Source organism: Azospirillum sp. Sh1, assembly GCF_008365135.1.
GTDB lineage: Bacteria > Pseudomonadota > Alphaproteobacteria > Azospirillales > Azospirillaceae > Azospirillum > Azospirillum oryzae.
This window is the reverse complement of sequence record NZ_VTTK01000042.1, coordinates 16,944-35,828: the sequence shown is the minus strand read 5'-3', so window position 1 is coordinate 35,828 and position 18,885 is coordinate 16,944. Positions and strand designations below refer to the sequence as shown.

The following is an 18,885-nucleotide window of genomic DNA, read 5'->3' as shown; positions in this document are numbered from 1 at the left end:
GGATAAAATACCTATAAACTCCTCGCGGTCCCCTCTATTCCGCGGAGCCACGCCATGCCCATCGACAGCCGCAGCTTCACCAACGATCAGTTCCCCCGCTGGGCCGAAGAGCCGCCGACCCCGTCCGACGGCTCTCTGGTCCCCGGATCGCAGTTCCACGAGGAACAATGGATCATGGCCGCCGGCATGCTGGCGCGCGGCAACAGCTTCCTTCAGGTCTCCCGCGCCATGGGCTGCAGCCGCACCACGCTCTGGCGGGCCTATTACGGTTCCAAGGATTTTCGTCACAGGGTCTGGTGGGAGCGTCAGGCGCTGAACCGCGAGGCCGAACTCCGCCTGTCCTCGCTGCGCATTCTGGTGGCCGAACAGATCGAGCGGCTGGTCACCTCCGGCGATCCCACCACCGTCCGTTGGCTGGCCGAACGGCTCGGCCTCATCCCCGGCCTTGAGACCGCCCGCAACGCCTCGCGGGATATCCCGGAGGGCAGGACGGATGAAGGGACGCGGGCGACCCGCCCGGAAGACCCGCCCGCCGTCACCGTCCCCGAACTGGATGACGACGACATCCCCGGCGCGCTGCGCGAACGCCGGCCGCCCAGCCCGGCCATGGTCGCCGCCGTTCTGGCCCAGCCGGAGGCGGCGGGACCGAAGGGCGTCTTCCCCTGGACCCTCAACCAGTATGAAGAGTACCCCAATCTCAACCCCGGCCCGGTAAGCCGCCGTGCCGCCGGTGCCTTCTCCTGGCGCCCGTCGGGGCGGCCGTGACCGCGTCAGGTTGAAACGGCATCGGGAAAACGTTCCACGCCGTTCCAACCCGCCGCCGGCCAAGACGGAGACAATGCCCCGGTCAAACCCCGAAGTTCGGCTTCCCGGCCAGGATGTTGGAGGTCACATGCCGGATGTCGCGCAGGCCGCACATGGCCATGGTCACGTCCATTTCCTTGCGGATGATCTCCAGGCACTGGGCCACGCCAGCCTCGCCGCCGGCACCCAGCCCATAGAGGAAAGCGCGGCCGATGAAGGTGCCCTTGGCGCCCAGCGCCAGAGCCTTGACCACGTCCTGGCCGGAGCGGATGCCGCCGTCCATCAGCACCTCGATGCGGTCGCCCACCGCCTCGACGATGGCCGGCAAGGCGGCGATGGAGGAAATCGCGCCGTCCAGCTGCCGGCCGCCATGGTTGGAGACGATCAGCGCGTCGGCGCCGGTGTCCGCCGCCATCACGGCGTCTTCCGGGTCGAGGATGCCCTTCAGGATCAGCTTGCCGCCCCAGCGGTCCTTGATGCGGCGCACGTCGTCCCAGTTCAGCGTCGGGTCGAACTGCTCCGCCGTCCAGGAGGACAGCGACGACAGGTTGCTGACCCCCGTCGCGTGGCCGACGATGTTGCGGAAGGTGCGGCGGTGGGTCCGCAGCATGTTGATCGACCAGCGCGGCTTGGTCGCCATGTCCAGGATGTTGCCGATGGTCAGCTTCGGCGGGGTGGACAGCCCGTTCTTGATGTCCTTGTGCCGTTGGCCGAGGATCTGCAGATCCAGCGTCAGCACCAGCGCCGAGCAGCCAGCCGCCTTGGCGCGGTCGATCAGCTTGTCGATGAAGGCGCGGTCGCGCATGACGTAGAGCTGAAACCAGAAGGGCTTGTCGGTGTTCTCCGCCACGTCCTCGATGGAACAGATGCTCATCGTCGACAGGGTGAAGGGAACGCCGGCCTTGGCGGCCGCGCGGGCGGCCAGGATCTCGCCGTCGGCATGCTGCATGCCGGTCAGGCCGGTCGGGGCCAGGGCCACCGGCATCGCCACCGGCTGGCCGACCATCGTGCTGGCCAGCGTCCGGTTGGTCATGTCCACCGCCACGCGCTGGCGCAGCTTGATCCGGCCGAAGTCGGACTCGTTGGCGCGGTAGGTCGACTCCGTGTAGGAGCCGGAATCCGCATAATCGTAGAACATCCGCGGCACGCGCCATTCCGCCAGCTGCCGCAGATCCTCGATGCAGGTGACGGGCCGGTCGGTGAACAGGTTCGCCCAGCGCGACGGCGGCCGCGACGAAGGCATGCGAACGGAGGTCATGGGGCGTGTCTCGAACGGTTGCGCGTGAAACGGAAGGGGGTGGATTTGGCCACTCCCTCCGCGCACCGTCAAGCCGTGGTTGCGGCAAGGCTGCCCTTTGGCCGGCCCGCCACTCAGCGCGCCGGCCTGGCCTTCCGCTTGGGCTTGGAGTGGCCAGCCTTCGGCGGCGTCATCATGGCCTTGATCATCGCCGATTGGGCGGTCGACTGGTTGCGCTTGGCCGCCGACATCGCGGCGGAGGTCCACATGCCGGTGGCGCGGTTGGCCCACGACAGCCAAGCGCTCATGAACGGGTTCCTGGTCATCATGGGGGCGACTCCGAAATGGGGAAACTCCCGGATCAACAGCGCAGGCCGCCCGATGTTGCGCCGCACATCATTGCATCGCCGGTCCGCCCATTTTTCCGGCAGAGCCGCCCCATTCTTGGGCAACAGCGCGCACGCGCAGCCGGCTCGCTTCCCCCGGCACGGCCTGTCGGCAGTGTTCATTCCCGCTGGCATATCCATTGCGTACAGGGTCATGGGACAGGGCGATGTCGGGGGAACGGACCGCATGGATATGGAGCAGCAGGCGGGGGGAAGCGGGGCCGAAAGCGGGACCAGCGCCGCCGCGACGAGATTTCTTCGCGCCGCCAAGCTGTGCCGCATCCGCGACGTCGAACAGCTTCTGGCGGTCAGCGCCCTGGTCCGCGATCTCAGCGCCCTGATCCACGCCCTGCAGAAGGAACGCGGTGCGTCCTCCATCTATCTGGGCTCCAGCGGCAGCCGCTTCGCCGACGACCGCGCCCGCTGGCAGGCCGACGCCAGGGCGCTGGAGGCGGTACTGCGCGACCGGCTGGATCTGGTGGACGAACAGCTCGACCGCCTCAGTTCCGGCGCGCAGTTCTACAGCCGCGTCGCCATCGCGCTCCACGCGCTGGACGGGCTGCCGGGCCTGCGCGGTCAGGTGTCGTCGCTGGCTCTGGTGCCGCAGGATTCGGTGAAGGCCTTCACCGACATCATCGGCCATCTGCTGTCCGTGGTGTTCGAGGCCGCCGACATCGCCGCCGACCCGGCAATCTCCCGCGCCCTGGTCGCCCTGTTCAACATCGTCCAGGGCAAGGAATTCGCCGGGCAGGAGCGGGCGACCGCCAGCGCCGGCTTCTCGCGCGGGCGCTTCGACGGGGCGGAGCATGTGCGCCTCGCCCAACTGGTCGATGCGCAGAACCGCGCCTTCCGCATCTTCGCGGAGTTCGCCGAACCCAACCACGCCGCCGCCTTCCGCACCGCCCTGGCCGACCCGGCGGTGGCGGAGGTGGAGCGGATGCGCGCGGTGGCGCTCTCCGACGATGCCCGCCATGGCGAGCTGTCGGGCATCACCCCGGAGGTCTGGTTCGAACGTTCCACCCGCCGCATGGACCTGCTGAAGACGGTGGAGGATCGCCTGACCGAGGATCTCCGCCACCTGTGCGAGGCGAAGCTGGCGCAGGCCCGTGCAGATCTGGAACAGGCCGACGGCCGAACCCCCGACGCGGTGGTGCCGGTCGCCATGGTGCTGGTCGATGCCGATCCCGGTCTTTCCGGCCAGGACGCCTCCGGCCTCTACGCCCCCGACGGGCTGCGGCCGAAGCTGATGCGCTCCGTCCTCGACGTCGTCCAGGCGCAGTCCCAGCGCCTGCGCGATGTCAGCCTGGAGTTGGAGACGGCCAAGGCGGCGCTCAACGAACGCAAGGTGGTCGACCGCGCCAAGGGCCTGCTGATGTCCACCCGCAACCTGTCGGAGGAGGAGGCCTACAAGCTGATCCGCAAGACGGCGATGAACCAGAACAAGCGCATCATCGAGGTGGCGGAGGCCATCCTCAGCATGTCCGACATCCTTCGCGGCGTCACGGCGGGGGGAGGGGCCGCGGGCGGATGACCTGATTACTGCACCGTCCGCACCGGGGAGAAGGGCAGCCCCGCCTGATCGAGCGCCCGGTCGATCACCTCCTCGGACTTCTGGTCGAACAGCTGCAGCAGCAGGTCGTCGACCATCCAGTCGTTCGTGGGGGTGCAGGCGGTGAACAGCTCGCTGATGACCTCCGCCTGGAAATCCTCGCGACTGTTCTCCTCGCCCTCATACTCCATCCGCTTGGCGACGCCGACCGCGACCTGGAAGGGATGGGTCAGGCCGGGGGCGACGGTCGCCTTCCTCATCAGCGCCGCCATGCCCAGCTCGCCGTCGTCCCAGGCCAGCCGGCGGGCATTCTCCTGCGGGATGCCGGCGCGCAGCGCCATGCCGGCGACGAACAGGGCCAGGTCGCCGGCGCACAGCGCGCGGAACAGCAGGACCGGCGTCAGGCGGCGGTTGGTGTGCAGCCACTGGATCACCGCGTCGATGTCCTCGGCCCCGCGCAGCACCGGGCGAAGCATGCGCATGGTCGCCGCCTCCCGCCCGCGCTCCACCAGCCGTTCGACCAGCTCGCGCGACAGGCCATGGGCCTGCATCAGCGTGGTGCGCATGCTGTCGGAGACGAAGGCGACCACCCGCTCCACCATCGCCAGCGACAGGCCGGGGCGGGCCGCCGCCGCCTCGCTGACCATGCGGACGCGGCCGAAACGGTCGAGCGCGCGGCTCATCGCGCTGTCCGGCACCTCGGCGCCGTCATTGCGCAGCAGCGCGGTCACGGCGATCACGTTGCCGCGCTCGGCGATCGCGCCGGAGACACGGGCCGACACCTTGGATCGGCTGGCGACCGCCACATGCTTGCCGGCATCGGGATCGGACAGCACGTCCAGCAGCAGGTCGTCGGTCAGACCGGCGGCATCGCGCAGGATGGGGAAGGCCACCCGGCCGACGTCGCGCACCAGCCGTTCCGCCAGATCCCCGGTCAGCAGCGGGCTGTTGCGCAGCTGCCAGGCCACCGCCTCGCGCACCGCCACCTGGGCGTCGCCGGCGAAGCAATGCACCACCTCGATCGCCAGCGACCGTTCGGCCGGGCTGAGCGCGCCCGACTCCAGGTCGTGGAACAGCTTGTTCATCGTCTCGATCCGCGTTTCCGCGTTCGGCGCGACGAGCAGCCGCTCCACATCCTTGGACGACAGGCCGTTGGGGTGGGGGGCGTCGGGGTGGGCGGCGGCGTGTGGCATCATGGCACCCGGCTGCGGCATCGGAGAAAACCTTCGCTCAATCGAAATCGAGGCAGGAATAACGGACCATGTCGCCCCAAAGCCGGTCGAGCCGGCGGAGCGTGCGGTAGCTGGCCTTGAGGTCGCGGACCTCGGTCTCGTTGCGGACCAGCGCCTCGGCCTGCGCCTGTTCCATCCGCCGCAGCCCTTCCCACAGCTCCCGGCCCTTGTCGGTCAGCTGGAGGCGGGCGGTGCGGCGGTCGCGCTGGTTGGCGGCCCGGTTGATGTATCCGGCGTCGACCAGGATCTTCAGGCTGTAGGAGGCGTTGGAGCCGAGGTAATAGCCGCGCTCCATCAGGTCGCGGACCGACAGCTCGTCCTCGCCAATCAGCATGATCATCAGCGCCTGCACCGGCCCGATGTCCTCGACGCCCTGCTTGGACAGCCCGACACGGACGACATCGAGATAGCGGCGGTGCATCCGCTCGATCAGCCGCGCCATGCCGTGGAAGTCGGCGAGGTCGAGAGCCTCGCCGGGCTTGCCGCCGGTCCGGTCGGCGGATGTGTCGTCCGCTCCCGGTTCGGGCGCGTCGTCATCGTCCCAGTTCAGGTTGCTCATCGCGTCCATGATCCCGGCTCTACCATTGCCGTCGTCCTTCCTGCTGACTCACTCCGCCGCGGCGGCAAGGCCGCGGAAGCCGTTGGGATGTGCGCTGCGCCACGCCCAGGCGCTGCCGATGATGCTGTCCAGTTCCGGGAAGCGCGGCTGCCAGCCGAGGTCGCGGCGGATGCGCTCCGAGGACGCGATCAGCACCGGCAAGTCGCCGGGGCGGCGCGGGCCGACCTTCACGGGCACTTTGCGGCCGGTGATGCGCTCCACCGACGCGATCACTTCACGCACGCTGTAGCCGGTGCCGTTGCCGAGGTTGTAGCGGACCGACCGCTCGTCCAGCGCGTCCAGCACCCGCAGATGGGCGTCGGCCAGATCGCAGACATGGATATAGTCGCGAATGCAGGTTCCGTCGCGCGTGTCGTAGTCGTCGCCGAAAATCTCGATGTGCGGGCGCTTGCCGGTGGCGGCGTCCATCACCAGCGGGATCAGGTGCGTTTCCGGGCTGTGATCCTCACCCAGCTTGCCGTTGGGATGGGCGCCGGCCGCATTGAAGTAGCGCAGGCAGGCGGAGCGCAGCCCATGGCAGCGGTCCGCCCAGTGCAGGGCGCGCTCGATCATGAACTTCGATTCGCCATACGGGCTGCCGGGATCGATCGCCTCATCCTCGTCGATGGGGATGCGCTTGGGCGAGCCGAACAGGTTGGCGGTGGAGGAGAAGACCAGCTTCATCACCCCCGCCTTCACCGCGGCGCGGATCAGGTTCAACGAGGTGACGGTGTTGCCGTGCAGGTAGGCGTGCGGGTCGCGCATCGATTCGCCGACGACCGACAGGGCCGCAAAGTGGAACACCGCATCGAAGCGCCATTCCCCGAACACGCGGGCCAGCGCCACCTCGTCGGCCAGATCGGCCTGGATGAAGCTCGCCTCGGCCGGAACGGCTGCGGCATGGCCCTGGCGCAGATTGTCGAACACCACGACCCGGTGGCCGCGGTCGAGAAGCTCCGCCACGCAGTGGCTGCCGACATAGCCGGCGCCGCCGGTGACGAGGATGGTTTGGGAGGTCGTCATGGAGTGTGGGTTTCCTTGAACCGGTTTTCGGGCCGCAACCGGAATCGGGCGGCCGGCGTGGTGGAAGGAAAACGGGGAGCGGGTTTAGGGCGGTGCAGGGGCCGGATGGGGGGATCACGGCGCCTTGCGCAAAACTCATGCAGCGCAGCATGCACGATGTCGGCAGCGTCTGACCAGATGGCTGGGGAAACTCCCCCGAAGGGCCTAAGACCTTAGGTGAATCCCAATTTCTTCTTTTTCTGTCAGTGACTTAAGTGCCATTCCATACCCCTTTTTCGGATGCTGGAAAGAGGTGCCAGCCAAAACTTGTCACACGTCTCTAAAATGTCTCCGGTGTAAAGCTTGAGCGTGCCAAATCCGTAGACGCTCCCCCCGCGTCAGGATCTGTCCCAGCATAGGCGGTCGCCCGGTCACCGGGCAGTCCGCATCCGGCATCCCCCCAGCCGGCTTCCTGTCCCGCGTCCGTCGCCGCCGGCAGCTTTTCCTGTTTTCCCCGATTTCCAGCGCCGCATCAGGTGGCGAATCCTCCTTCAGGAAGGATCGAAGATGAGTTCCGTGGATCGGCCCCTGCTGACCCAAGCCTACCGGAAGATCGGACAGGGCCTGCTGCTGGCCGGTGTCCTCAGCCTGTTCGTGAATGTCCTGATGCTGGTGCTGCCGCTCTTCACCATGCAGGTCTACGACCGGGTGATGAGCAGCCGCAGCCTGGAAACGCTGACGATGCTGGCGATCATCGCGGTGGGGGCGCTGGCGCTGTACGGCGTGCTGGACTTCATCCGCGCCCGCGCCTTCCTGGTGACCAGCGCCGTGATCGCGCACCGCTTCAACGTCCCGGCGCTGGAGGCCTCCATCGTCGACGCGCTGTCGGGCGGGCCGCGCAATGCGGCGCAGACCATGCGCGACCTGAACGACCTGCGCAGCTTCATGACCAGCAGTGCCGTCACTGCTCCGCTGGAACTGGCCTGGGCGCCGATCTTCCTGGCGATCCTGTTCCTGCTGCACCCGGTCTATGGTGTGCTCGCCATCATCTCGGCGCTGGTGCTGCTGGTGATGGGCGTGCTGACCGACATGCTGACCCGCCGGCCGATGGCCCAGGCGAACGAGGCCTCTGCCCGCGTCTTCGCCGACATCGCCGGCACCGTCCGCCACGCCGAAGCCATCGAGGCGATGGGCATGCTGCCGGCCCTGGCCCGGCGCTGGCAGGCGGCGCAGAGCGGATCGGCCGGAATGATCGACCGCGGCGCCACGCTGTCGCGCGGGCTGGCCGCTTCCTCCCGCTCGCTGCGGATGATCCTGCAGGTCGGCGTGATCGCGGCCGGCGCCACGCTGGTGATCGACAATCTGGTGACGCCCGGCAGCATGATGGCCGCCGGCCTCATCACCGGGCGGCTGCTGCACCCCTTCGAACAGCTGGTGGACGGCTGGCGCCAGTGGGTGAAGGCGCTGGAGGCGCATCGCCGCATCCGCGACCTGCTGAACAACGGCGCCTCGGCCCGCTCCACCATGCCGCTGCCGCAACCCACCGGCGCGCTGACCGTCGACCGCGTCAGCCATGTGCCGGCCGGACTGAGCCGCCCGGTGCTGCGCAACGTCTCCTTCGCGATCGAGGCGGGGGAGGTGCTGGGCGTCATCGGCCCGTCGGGTGCCGGCAAATCGACACTGGCCCGCCTGCTGGTCGGCGTCTGGCAGCCGACGGCCGGCGGCATCTATCTGGACGGCACCAGCACCTATCTGTGGGAGCGCGAAAGCTTCGGCAGATATGTCGGCTACGTGCCGCAGTCGGTGGCATTGCTGGACGGCACCATCGGCGAGAACATTTCCCGCATGGCCAGCGCCGATCCGGCGGAGATCGTCCGCGCCGCCCGGTTGGCGGGGGTGCACGAGATGATCGGCCGCTTGCCCTTCGGCTACGACACGCCGGTGGGCGACAGCGCCTTTTCGCTGTCCGGCGGCCAGCGGCAGCGCATCGCGCTGGCCCGCGCGCTGTTCGGCCGTCCGCGCCTGCTGGTGCTGGACGAACCCAATTCCAACCTCGACCATGAGGGCGAGCAGGCTCTGCTGAACGCCGTTCACAAGGTGAAGGCCGACGGCACGACGGTGGTGATGATCGCCCACCGCCCCTCCATCGTCGCCATCGCCGACAAGCTGGTGGTGATGAAAGAGGGCGCCGTCGAGCATTTCGGCGCCCGCAGCGACGTCCTGAAACTGGTCCAGCCGGGCGGCGTCCCCGCCGGCGTGACCCGCCTTGTCCGCAGCGGAGAACAGCGATGAGCAGCGACACGCCCCTCCTGTCGTCCCAGCCCGTCTGGACTGCCACCATCGACATGGCGCCGGTCGAACCGTCGCTGCGCGGCACCGCGCTGGCGGGCGCGCTGGCCGTGCTGGTCGGCTTCGGCGGCTTCCTGACCTGGGGCTTCACCGCCAGCCTGGACAGCGCCGCCCTTGCCGCCGGCACGGTGATGGTGGAAAGCCACCGCAAGACCGTTTCCCATCTGGAGGGCGGCATCCTGCGCGATCTTCTGGTCAAGGACGGCGACCTCGTGCAGGCCGGCCAGGTGCTGCTGCGGATGGACTCGACGCAAAGCCAGGCCGTGGTCGCGCAGTTGCAAGGGCAGTATTGGACCGCGTTGGCAAAGTTGGGCCGGCTGCGTGCCGAACAGTCGGACGCACCGAATCCCCTGTTCGCAGGGGAACTGATGAAGGCCGCTCGCGACAACCCGGTGGCGGCGGAGGCGATGTCGGTGGAGGAACGGCTGTTCCGGTCCCGCCATGACAGCTACGAGGCCCAACTGGGAATTCAGCGCAAGCAAATCTCCCAGCTGCGCGACGAGATCGTGGCGCTGGAGGCCCAGCGCGTCGCCACCGCCGACCGTCTGCGCTACACCCAGGACGAGTTGCGGGTGGTGCAGGGCCTGCTGGCGAAGGGATATGAGCGCAAGCCGCGGATGCTGGAGCTTCAGCGCAACGTCGCCGATTCCGAAGGCCGGCTGGGCGAGCTGATGGCGAACAAGTCCAAGGCGGAACAGGCCATTGCCGCCGCCGAGTTGACCATGATCAACATCGGCAACACCCGCCGGTCGGAGGTCTCGACCGACCTGCAGGCGGCCCAGGCCAGCGTTTCCGACCTGTCCGAACGGCTGCGCAGCGCCGATGACGTGCTTCTGCGCCAGGCGGTCACCGCACCCCAGGCCGGGCGTGTGACGGGTTTGAAGTTCTTCACCCCAGGCGGCGTGATCCCCACCGGAGCCGGCATCCTCGACATCGTGCCCCAGGACGACGCGATGATCGTGGAGGCGCGCGTCTCACCGCATGACGTCCAGAATGTGGAGGTCGGCAGCAAGGCAATGGTGAAGCTGACCGGCTACCGCCAGCGCGCCGTGCCGCCGGTCGCCGGGCAGGTGGTGTCGCTGTCGGCCGACCAGTTGGAGGACGAGCGCACCGGCGCCTACTACTTCGCGGCGCGGATCAGCATGGATGCGGCGGAGCTGAAGGCCCTGCCGAATGTCGAGCTGCATCCCGGCATGCCGGCCGAAGTGATGATCCACGGACACGCCCGCCGCGCCATCGATTATTTCCTGACACCGCTGACCGACGGCCTGCAGAGGGCCTTCCGCGAGCGGTAAGCGGAACCGCCATCCCCCCGGCCCTCCCCCGTTCGGGCCGGTGTGGGCTGGGGTCCTTGCATGGGTGTCCATCCCCTGCCAAGCGGCCCCGTGGAAGGGCCGGCGTCCCCCACGCCGGCCCTTTTGCACATCCCCTTGGCGGGAATGACGGCTGAGAAAAGCGCAGCATGCAATCCGATGCGAAAAGCGCCCCGACCGTCAGCTGGGGCTCGACTGTGGCTTTAAGTGGACCACCGGATTTTAAAAACCTTCTTTTAACGATTTGGGCTTTTTGCTGGATTTTCAGCCGGTCCGCGGCTTTGCAATGGCGGAAATGCGGGTCTGACCATCATTTTTTAAAACGGAAACTGCTTAGAATTTCGATGCAAATCAGACTAACTGTCTTTTTGAAAATATCGACAATGCGTTCTACTGCAAGAATCAGTTGTCTTGACTCAACTTTCTCTTCCATGTGCCCGCGTTTTATCACACTATCCGCCCTATAGATTTGGTTACACCGAAAGGCGAGCTCAGCCTTTCGAGCGAGGCCGAAAGACGGCCCAACAATCCCAATCACATCGCAAGGAGACACCTACGATGGCTACGGTTCCTGGGGGCAGCTACGACGTGCATGTCGGCACGAATCATGACGATCTGCTGGTTGGCGGACAGGGGAACGACCTGGTGCTGGGGGGCAACGGGAGTGACACTCTGCTCGGCGGCGATGGACATGACGCTCTGTTCGGGGGGAACGGTGCGGACGTGATCCATGGCGGCACTGCGGCGGACGTGCTGCTGGGGGGTAACGGCAACGACATCATCGACGGCGGTTCGGGCGACGACATCATCCTGGGGGGGAATGGTGACGACGTTCTGATCGGCGGCGCCGGTCGTGACGTGCTGGACGGCGGCAACGGCAATGACGTGCTGTCCGGGGGGGACGGCAACGACATTCTGACCGGCGGCAAGGGTGACGACATCCTGTCCGGCGGCGGCCACGACGACATCCTGGACGGCGGCAAGGGCAACGACATCCTGCATGGCGGCACCGGCAACGACATGCTGTCCGGCGGCGACGGCAACGACGTGCTGTTCGGCGATGACGGCAACGACATCCTGGACGGCGGCAAGGGCAACGACATCCTGTCCGGCGGCGCCGGCCACGATGTCTTCATCTTCTCCGGCGGTGGTGGCCAGGACGTGGTCCTGGACTTCAAGGCTGGCGAGGACGTCCTGCAGATCTCCCGCAACATCAACGGTCTGAAGGTGACCGACGCCGCCGATCTGGCCGCCCGCGTCACCGACCAGCATGGCGACGCCGTGATCGACCTCGGCCATGGCGACAGCATCACGCTGAAGGGTGTCTCGGCTGCGGACATCCACAACCACCCGAACGACTTCTTCGTCATCCACTAACCGGGCACTGATCGAGCGACGCTTTTCAAGCGACGCCTGAGAAGGACGGACCGGTGGTGTCAAAGCCGCCGCCGGTCCCCCTTTGCCCGAAGTCCGCCTTTACGACTTTCAAATCCATCGACGCTGCCGGAATCCCAATCAATGACCGTCATCGCCGTCCTGCCGAATTCGGTGTCGATCGCCCCCGCCCAACGTCTGGCGCTGGGCCGCGGCTTCCTCCTCGTCTCCTGGACGATGGACGGGACGGCGGACGGCACGACCGGCCCCGTCGGTCCGATCACGCCGAGCGTCGACGGCGAGCCGGTGCGTCCGCCCTTCACCACGCTGACCGTCGAGACCGGATGGGGCGGGCGGCGTGTTCTGTCGATCCTGCCGGCACCGCGTGACCCGCGGATGCCCATCCATTTCATCGCCAACAACCGCGTGATCGCCGAGCTTCGCACCGAAACCGGCGCCGCCGACCTGGACCCCGCCGGGCTGCTCGGCAGTCTGGACGGTGCCGCCCGGCTGCGGGTGTTGCGCTTCCTGTTCGACTTCGCATGCTCCACTCCGGCCCTTCGCCGCGATGCCGCCTTCGCCGTGCTTTGCCGCCGGCTGGTGCTGGACCGCGCGGCGGAACCGGCCGATCTGGCGGTGCGGGCAACGGCGGGTGGCAACCTCGTGCTCTGTGCTGGCGCACTGTCCGGCCGCTTCGGCGCCATCACCGGTCTGGTGGTGCTGTCGCCGAACGCAGTGGTACGGGCGCCGTTCGATGTCTGCATTGGTGCCGATCCGGCGGGGAAAGGGCGCATCGCCTTCGATCTGCTGATCGACCGTGGGCTGTGCGCGCCGGGCAACCTGCTGGTGGTGCTGGGCGCCAACGGCGTCGCCTGCCGCCGCTTCCCGGAAGAGCCGGTGGGCTTGCCGACGCTGACCGACCGGTTGAACGCCCGTCCCGACACGCCCGCCACCCTTCGCCATTATCTGCTGACCTGCCTCGCCCAGCGTGGCCGCAGCGATGCGTCCGCCGCCTCGGCGGTCAGCGAGTTGCAGGCGCTGGCCCCGCTGCCGCGCCGGCAGGCGGCCGATGCCAAGCGGCCGATCGGCGCCTCGCTCGACCTCGCGGTTCCCACGTCCGACGGCGGGCTGTTCCTTGCCGGGTGGCTGCACGATCCGCATGCACTGGCGGCGGAATTGGTGGTGCGCACCCCCTTCGGCGGCGAGCGTCGGGTGGAGCGTTTCGCCCACCGCTTCCCGCGCGAGGATGTGGCGAAGCTTTACGGCACCAGCGGTATCGACCGCAGCGGCTTCGTCCTGCATCTGCCGGGCAATCCCGAACCGGCGGAGGCGCTTCAGGTGACGGCGGAGCTTCGGCTGGCCTCGGGCGGTGCGCTGCGCCTCGTCCCGCCGCCTCGTCCGCGGGCCGATGCCGACGCCCGCGCCGCCGTGCTGGGCAGCCTGCCGCCGCGCTTCGCCACGCCCGAGTTGCTGGAGATCGTCATCGGCCCGGCCGTCGCCCCGCTGCACGCCGCCCATCTCGCCACCCGTGGCGAGCCGGAGTTGGTCGTCTATGGCGAGCGCAAGACCAAGCCAGCGGTGTCGGTCATCATCCCGCTCTACCGCACGCTGGAATTCCTGCGCTTCCAGATCGCGTGCTTCGCGACGGACCAGGATATGGCGGATGCCGAACTGGTTTTCGTGCTCGACAGCCCGGAACAGCGCGACGAGGTCGTGCATCTGCTGCGCGGCTTCCATGGCCTCTACGGCCTGCCGATGCTGCTGCTGGTGCAGAGCGCCAATTACGGATACTCCGCCGCCAACAACGCCGGCGTCGCGGTCGCCCGCGGCAACCGCCTGCTGTTCCTGAATTCCGACGTGGTTCCCGACCGTGCCGGCTGGCTGCCGCAGCTGGTCGCGGCGCTGGAGGAGCGCTCCGGCATCGGCGCGGTGGGTCCGAAGCTGCTCTTCGATGACGACAGCCTTCAGCATGCCGGCCTCTATTTCGACCGTGACCTGCAGGGCGCCTGGTACAACCATCATTACTTCAAGGGCCTGCCGCGCGACTTCGCCGCCGCCTGCCGTCCGCGCTCGGTTCCGGGCGTGACCGGCGCCTGCCTGCTGACGACACGGGCCGCCTACACCGCCGCCGGCGGCTTCTGCGAGGACTACATCATCGGCGACTTCGAGGATTCGGACCTGTGCCTGCGCATCCGCGGCCAGGGTCTCGACATCCGCTATGCCCCGGCGGTCGAACTGTACCATCTGGAACGCCGCTCCATCGGCCGGCACCAGGGCTACACCCGCGGCGTCGCCTCCGAATACAACCGCTGGCTCCATGGCCGCCGCTGGGCCGACCGCATGGTCGAGCTGATGGCGCGCGACTGGAATGCCGACGACGAGGTGCGGCCCTCCAAGACAGGCCGCACCCGCAAGACCGCACAGGTGATCCGATGAATGCGCTTCTGCCGACCCCGCAGCTTGCCGTCCTGCGCCGCCAGACCGATCCGCGGCTGGAATGGCTCTGCGCCCAGATCGCGCGCAACCGCTTCCTGCCGGTGCCGCCGCCTGAGCTGCATTTCATCGGCGACGGCGATTTCCGTGCCATCGGGGCGGAGTTCCTGCGCCATTTCGTCCGGCTGGGCGGCTTGCGTCCCGACCACAAGGTGCTGGAGATCGGCTGCGGCGTCGGCCGCATGGCGCTGCCGCTGACCCAGTATCTGGACTCGTCCTACGACGGCATCGACATCGTGCTGGACGGCATCCGCTGGTGCGCCTCGACCATCACCCCGGCCTATCCGGAGTTCCGCTTCCACCATCTCGACGTCGCCAACGGCCTGTACAATCCCGATGGCCGGATCGAGGGAGAGACGGCGACGCTGCCCTTCAAGGCGGCGGCTTACGACTTCGTCATCCTGACCTCTGTCATCACCCACCTGCGCACGGCCGACACCGAGCGCTATGCGGCGGAGATCGCGCGGGTGCTGAAGCCGGGCGGGCGCTGCTTCCTCAGCCTGTTCCTGGCCGACGCCACCGCCCACACCGGCATCGCCAAGGGCACCGCCCGCCCGCCTTTCCGCGATGAGCCGGGCCGCGATGCGCCGGGCGTGGAACTGCTGGCCGATCCCGAGCATCCCAACGCCGCCGTCGCCTATGACGAGGAGTTCCTGCTCGGCCGCTTCGCCGCCCATGGCCTGCGGACGGCGCGTCCCGTGATGCGCGGGCACTGGAGCGGCCAGCGCGAGGCCGAGAATTTCCAGGATCTGCTGGTTCTGGAGAAGGGGAGCGCGCCATGAGCCGCCGCCGCCTTCCGCTGCTCCCCGCCGGTCATGTCTCGGCTCGACCCGCCCCGCGCCAGCCGGCGCGCCCGCTGGTCGCCGCCCGGCCGCCGCGGGTTCTGCTGATCGCGCACAACCACCCCAGCCTGCATCCCGGCGGCACCGAGATCTTCGCGCACGAGCTGTTCGGCGGCCTGAAGGCGGCGGGGGCGGAATGCCTGTTCCTGGCCTGCACCAACGACACCCATCGCGCGCCGCGTCCTGGCACCGGCTTCCAGACGCTCGGCCGCAGCGCCGACGAGGTGCTGCTGTGGGCCGGCCATTTCGACCATTTCCACCAGTGCCAGATCGACCTGCACGGGCTGGTCCCGGACCTGTCGAACCTGCTGCGCGCCTTCCGGCCCGACATCGTGCATGTGCATCACACGCTGCTGCTGGGCGTGGAGATGCTGTTCCTGATCCGCCGCGTCTGCCCCGACGCGAAGATCGTCTACACCCTGCACGATTATTACCCGATCTGCGCCAATGACGGGCAGATGGTCACCCCGCCGCACGGCGAGGCCGGACGCGCTCTTTGCAGCAAGGCGTCGCCGGATGCCTGCCACCGCTGCTTTCCCGACCGGCCGGCCGACCAGTTCCTGCTGCGCGAGAAGCACATCAAGGCGATGTTCGGGCTGGTCGACCGTTTCCTGGCGCCCAGCCGCTTCCTGCGCGACCGTTATGTCGCCTGGGGCCTCGACCCTAATCGGATCGAGGTGATGGCGAACAGCCGCCCTGCGGTGGAGCCGGCCCCGGCGCGCGACCTCGCCCCCGGTGCGGCGCGCGACGCCTTCGCCTACTTCGGCAACCTGAACCCGTTCAAGGGCGTCACCGTAGCGCTCGACGCCGTCGCCCGCATGGCGCGCCACGGCCTGTCCCCGTCGCTGGCCGTCCATGGCGGCAGCCTCTATCAGGCGCCGGAGTTCCGCCAGCGGGTAGCCGACGGCTTCGAGGCGGCGAACGGCCTCGCCACCGCCCATGGACCCTACCGGCCGCAGGAAATGCCGGCGCTGATCGCCGCCGCCGACTGGGTGGTGATGCCGTCGATCTGGTGGGAGAACGCGCCGCTGGTGATCCAGGAGGCCTTCCAGCACCGCCGGCCGGTCATCGTCAGCGGCATCGGCGGCATGGCGGAGGCGGTGCGCGACGGCGTCGACGGCCTGCATGTCCGCCCGAACGACCCCGCCGACCTTGCCCGCGTCATGACCCGCGCGATGACCGAGCCCGGCCTGTGGGACCGGCTGTCGGCCAACATCCCCGCCGTCCGCCCGACGGAGGAGGCCGCGTCGCTCCACCTCGCGCTTTACGGCGAGCTTCTCTCGCCGGCACCCGCCGCTCTTATCCAGGGGAACCGCAACCGATGAAGGACCGCAGCACCAAGGCCGACATCACCGCCGCCGTCCTGCTGGACGAGGATACGCTGATGCTGTTCGGGGCGATCGACCAGCCCCTGCCGGCCGACAGCATGGTGATGCTGGACGGCATGATCGACGGCCGGTTTCGTGGCGGCTGCTGGACCGACGGGGCGGGGGAGCGCTGGTTCCTGGGCGCCATCCGCGTTACCGGTCTGGCCCACATGCGCCCGTCCCGCATCGAGATCGAGGACGCCCGTGGCAAGCATCTGCTGCTGCCGCGCCTGTCCAACGTCCGCACCAACCCCGCCCATCTGGTCGCCGCCTTGCGCGAGGTGCAGCCGCAGTCGCTCGGCGTGGCGCTGGACGTCGCCGTGACCCTGCTGTCCGGCCCGGAGATGGGCGAGGGCGAGGCGGGGGACGGCGACCGGCGCACCCGCCTGCTGTCGGGGCTAGCGCATGAAGCCTCCCGCCCGGATGGCTTCGCCGAGGTGCTGGGCCGCTTCCGCGACGGCGCACTGATGGTGCAGGGCTGGTCGCACGGTTTCCCGGCCGGCACCGCTCCCGTGTTGGTCGAGGCCGACGATCTGCGCCCCCATGCCAGTTCCGCCGCGCCCTTCCACCGCCCGGACCTGCCCGACGATGCTTCCGGTCTGCTGACCGTTCTGGAAGGCCCGGTCGCCGCGCCGGACACCATCCGCCGCATCCATTTCCGCGCCGCCGACGGCTGGCGCCATCTGGCGATCTTCGAACACCGGCAGTTGCTGGCCGACGGCGTCGCCTCCGCCCATGCCCGCGACATGCTGGGCCAACTGCAGGGCGATGCTGCCCGCCGCGGTGTCGCCTCCGCCATCGCCGCCCGTTACAATGGGGTGGAGACGGTGTCGCAGATCCAGGCTCCGGTGCGCATGGGGCTGGACATGGCGGTGCGGGTGCCGGGTGCCGGACTGTTCGTCTGCGGCTGGCTGCTCGACCCCACCCAGGCGGTCCGCGCGGTGACGGTGAAGGGCGGCGGCCTGACGGCTCGGCTCGACGCCGACTGGTCGCGGCTGGCCCGCAAGGACGTGTCGGACGCCTTCGCCCACGACCCGCTGTTCGCCGGCTGTCTGCCGCCGGGCAACGACGCCCACGGCTTCACCGCCTTCGCCCGCGAGCCGGCCGGCATTTCCGCCGACGCCGAATTCCATCTGGAGCTGACGCTGGCCGACGGCATCGCCTTCCTGCCGCTGCCCTGCCAGCCGCCGACCGGCGAATCGCTGCGCCGCATGCTGGGGGCGGTCAACCCCGACAGCCCGGCCATCGACCGCGTCGTTTCCACCCACCTGGGTCCAATGCTGCGTACCGCGGCGTCGGGGCAGCCGGCCCCGTCCTCCGTCCTGCATCCGATGGGCCGCGCGTTGAAGAGCCCGCGGGTGTCGGTGGTCCTGCCGGTCTGCGACGGGCGGGAGGATGTCGATCTCAACCTCGCCCGCATGGCGAACGACCCGGACTTCGCCGAGGCGGAGATTCTGGTGGTGGCCGGTGCCGGCACCCATGAGCGGTTGGCCGGCATGGTCCGGCAGGCCGCCGGCTTCTACCGTCTGTCGGTCGGCTTCGTCGCTGCACCCACCGCCGCCGACCCCTTCGAGGCGGTGGCGGCATCCCTGCCGCATGCCCGTGCCGACCGTGTCCTTCTGCTGTCGCCGTCGGTGCTGCCGACCGAGCGCGGCTGGCTGTCGGCGCTGGAACGGGCGATTCGCAAGCCGAACGCCGTGGGTTCCGCCGCGCTGGCGCCGGTGATGGTCAGCCCGACCCTGCTGTACGAGGACCATTCCGTCCGCTTCGCCGGCATCGTCGCGGTTGAGGGTCCGGACGGCATGGTCACCTACGAGCGCCGCTTCGCCGGCTACCCCCGCGACTGGCTGAAGGAGCAGGAGGCGTCGGCGGTCGATGCCGCCTCGGCCGACTGCGCGTTGCTGCCGCGCGACCTGCTGGTGCGGGTGATGGCCGACGGCGGCCGCTATCTCGGGTCGGAGCCGAAAGGCCTGGACCTGTGCCTGCGGGTTCGGGCGGCCGGCGGGTCCTGTCTGTGGCTGCCGAAGGTTCGATTGGTGGCCGTCGACGAACAGTCCCGCACTGCCCGCGACCCCAGGCTGGAGCGCATGAGCGCGCTGGTCGACGAATGGAACTTTGCCGAGCGCTGGAAGGCGTCGATCGCGGCGTAGTGCTTTGCCCCTCAACCTTTTTCCCCCTCCCTAACCCTCCCCCGCTTCGCGGGAGAGGGGACTGCCGCCACTCCGTTGCAGAAGCCCAGCAAGCGTCCTGCCCCCTCTCCCGCGGAGCGGGGGAGGGATGGGGAGGGGGCAACAGCGGGCAAGCGACACAACCACTTCACCACCCCCGCTTAGGACAGA

General features: G+C 68.8%; 14 protein-coding genes. 9 read left to right on the top strand and 5 right to left on the bottom strand.

Annotation, left to right across the window (positions count from 1 at the left end; all coding sequences use genetic code 11):
- Nucleotides 1-54: 54 nt before the first annotated feature.
- On the top strand, nucleotides 55-765 hold the full coding sequence (locus FZ029_RS28300) for a hypothetical protein (RefSeq protein ID WP_149273058.1): 711 nt from the start codon (nucleotides 55-57) through the stop codon (nucleotides 763-765).
- Nucleotides 766-847: 82 nt separating this feature from the next.
- Here FZ029_RS28300 and FZ029_RS28295 read toward each other — a convergent pair whose 3' ends face one another.
- Together FZ029_RS28295 and FZ029_RS33225 are read right to left on the bottom strand one after the other, a co-directional pair.
- Nucleotides 848-2,062: an alpha-hydroxy acid oxidase gene (locus FZ029_RS28295; RefSeq protein ID WP_282184186.1), complete on the bottom strand. Its 1,215-nt coding sequence runs from the start codon at nucleotides 2,060-2,062 to the stop codon at nucleotides 848-850.
- Between the two features lie 113 nt (nucleotides 2,063-2,175).
- On the bottom strand, nucleotides 2,176-2,370 hold the full coding sequence (locus tag FZ029_RS33225; protein ID WP_211104246.1) for a hypothetical protein: 195 nt from the start codon (nucleotides 2,368-2,370) through the stop codon (nucleotides 2,176-2,178).
- 244 nt (nucleotides 2,371-2,614) lie between these two features.
- On the opposite strand from FZ029_RS33225, the gene FZ029_RS28290 reads away from it, so the two are divergent.
- The gene (locus tag FZ029_RS28290; protein WP_247892539.1) at nucleotides 2,615-3,958 is read left to right on the top strand and encodes a nitrate regulatory protein; all 1,344 of its coding nucleotides are present in this window, start codon (nucleotides 2,615-2,617) and stop codon (nucleotides 3,956-3,958) included.
- A 5-nt stretch (nucleotides 3,959-3,963) separates the two neighbouring features.
- Here the strand turns inward: FZ029_RS28290 and FZ029_RS28285 are convergent, their stop codons facing one another.
- From FZ029_RS28285 to galE, 3 genes are read right to left on the bottom strand one after another with little or no spacing between them, the layout of a single operon-like run.
- On the bottom strand, nucleotides 3,964-5,190 hold the full coding sequence (locus tag FZ029_RS28285) for a DUF2336 domain-containing protein (protein WP_149273054.1): 1,227 nt from the start codon (nucleotides 5,188-5,190) through the stop codon (nucleotides 3,964-3,966).
- A gap of 16 nt (nucleotides 5,191-5,206) precedes the next feature.
- Nucleotides 5,207-5,767 (bottom strand): winged helix DNA-binding protein, encoded by a 561-nt coding sequence (locus FZ029_RS28280; protein ID WP_247892538.1) that lies wholly within the window; start codon nucleotides 5,765-5,767, stop codon nucleotides 5,207-5,209.
- Between the two features lie 48 nt (nucleotides 5,768-5,815).
- Nucleotides 5,816-6,829, bottom strand: a complete 1,014-nt coding sequence (galE, locus tag FZ029_RS28275; protein ID WP_149273051.1) for a UDP-glucose 4-epimerase GalE — start codon at nucleotides 6,827-6,829, stop codon at nucleotides 5,816-5,818.
- Nucleotides 6,830-7,375: 546 nt separating this feature from the next.
- Here galE and FZ029_RS28270 point away from each other — a divergent pair.
- The 7 genes from FZ029_RS28270 to FZ029_RS28240 all read left to right on the top strand — a co-directional run bounded on the left by FZ029_RS28270 (nucleotide 7,376) and on the right by FZ029_RS28240 (nucleotide 18,696).
- Nucleotides 7,376-9,100 carry a type I secretion system permease/ATPase gene (locus tag FZ029_RS28270; protein WP_149273049.1) on the top strand — a complete coding sequence of 575 codons (1,725 nt, stop codon included), beginning with the start codon at nucleotides 7,376-7,378 and terminating at the stop codon, nucleotides 9,098-9,100.
- On the top strand, nucleotides 9,097-10,452 hold the full coding sequence (locus FZ029_RS28265) for an HlyD family type I secretion periplasmic adaptor subunit (protein ID WP_149273046.1): 1,356 nt from the start codon (nucleotides 9,097-9,099) through the stop codon (nucleotides 10,450-10,452). The genes FZ029_RS28270 and FZ029_RS28265 overlap by 4 nt, the downstream gene beginning before the upstream one ends.
- Before the next feature lie 576 nt (nucleotides 10,453-11,028).
- Entirely contained in the window at nucleotides 11,029-11,847 is an 819-nt protein-coding gene (locus FZ029_RS28260) for a calcium-binding protein (protein ID WP_149273045.1), read from the top strand.
- A gap of 141 nt (nucleotides 11,848-11,988) precedes the next feature.
- Nucleotides 11,989-14,280, top strand: a complete 2,292-nt coding sequence (locus FZ029_RS28255) for a glycosyltransferase (protein WP_149273043.1) — start codon at nucleotides 11,989-11,991, stop codon at nucleotides 14,278-14,280.
- Entirely contained in the window at nucleotides 14,277-15,119 is an 843-nt protein-coding gene (locus tag FZ029_RS28250) for a class I SAM-dependent methyltransferase (protein WP_149273042.1), read from the top strand. The genes FZ029_RS28255 and FZ029_RS28250 overlap by 4 nt, the downstream gene beginning before the upstream one ends.
- Nucleotides 15,116-16,504, top strand: coding sequence for a glycosyltransferase family 4 protein (locus FZ029_RS28245; RefSeq protein ID WP_149273040.1), 1,389 nt, complete (start codon nucleotides 15,116-15,118; stop codon nucleotides 16,502-16,504). Before FZ029_RS28250 ends, FZ029_RS28245 begins: the two co-directional genes overlap by 4 nt.
- The gene (locus FZ029_RS28240; protein ID WP_149273038.1) at nucleotides 16,501-18,696 is read left to right on the top strand and encodes a hypothetical protein; all 2,196 of its coding nucleotides are present in this window, start codon (nucleotides 16,501-16,503) and stop codon (nucleotides 18,694-18,696) included. The genes FZ029_RS28245 and FZ029_RS28240 overlap by 4 nt, the downstream gene beginning before the upstream one ends.
- The last annotated feature ends 189 nt before the right edge of the window (nucleotides 18,697-18,885 follow it).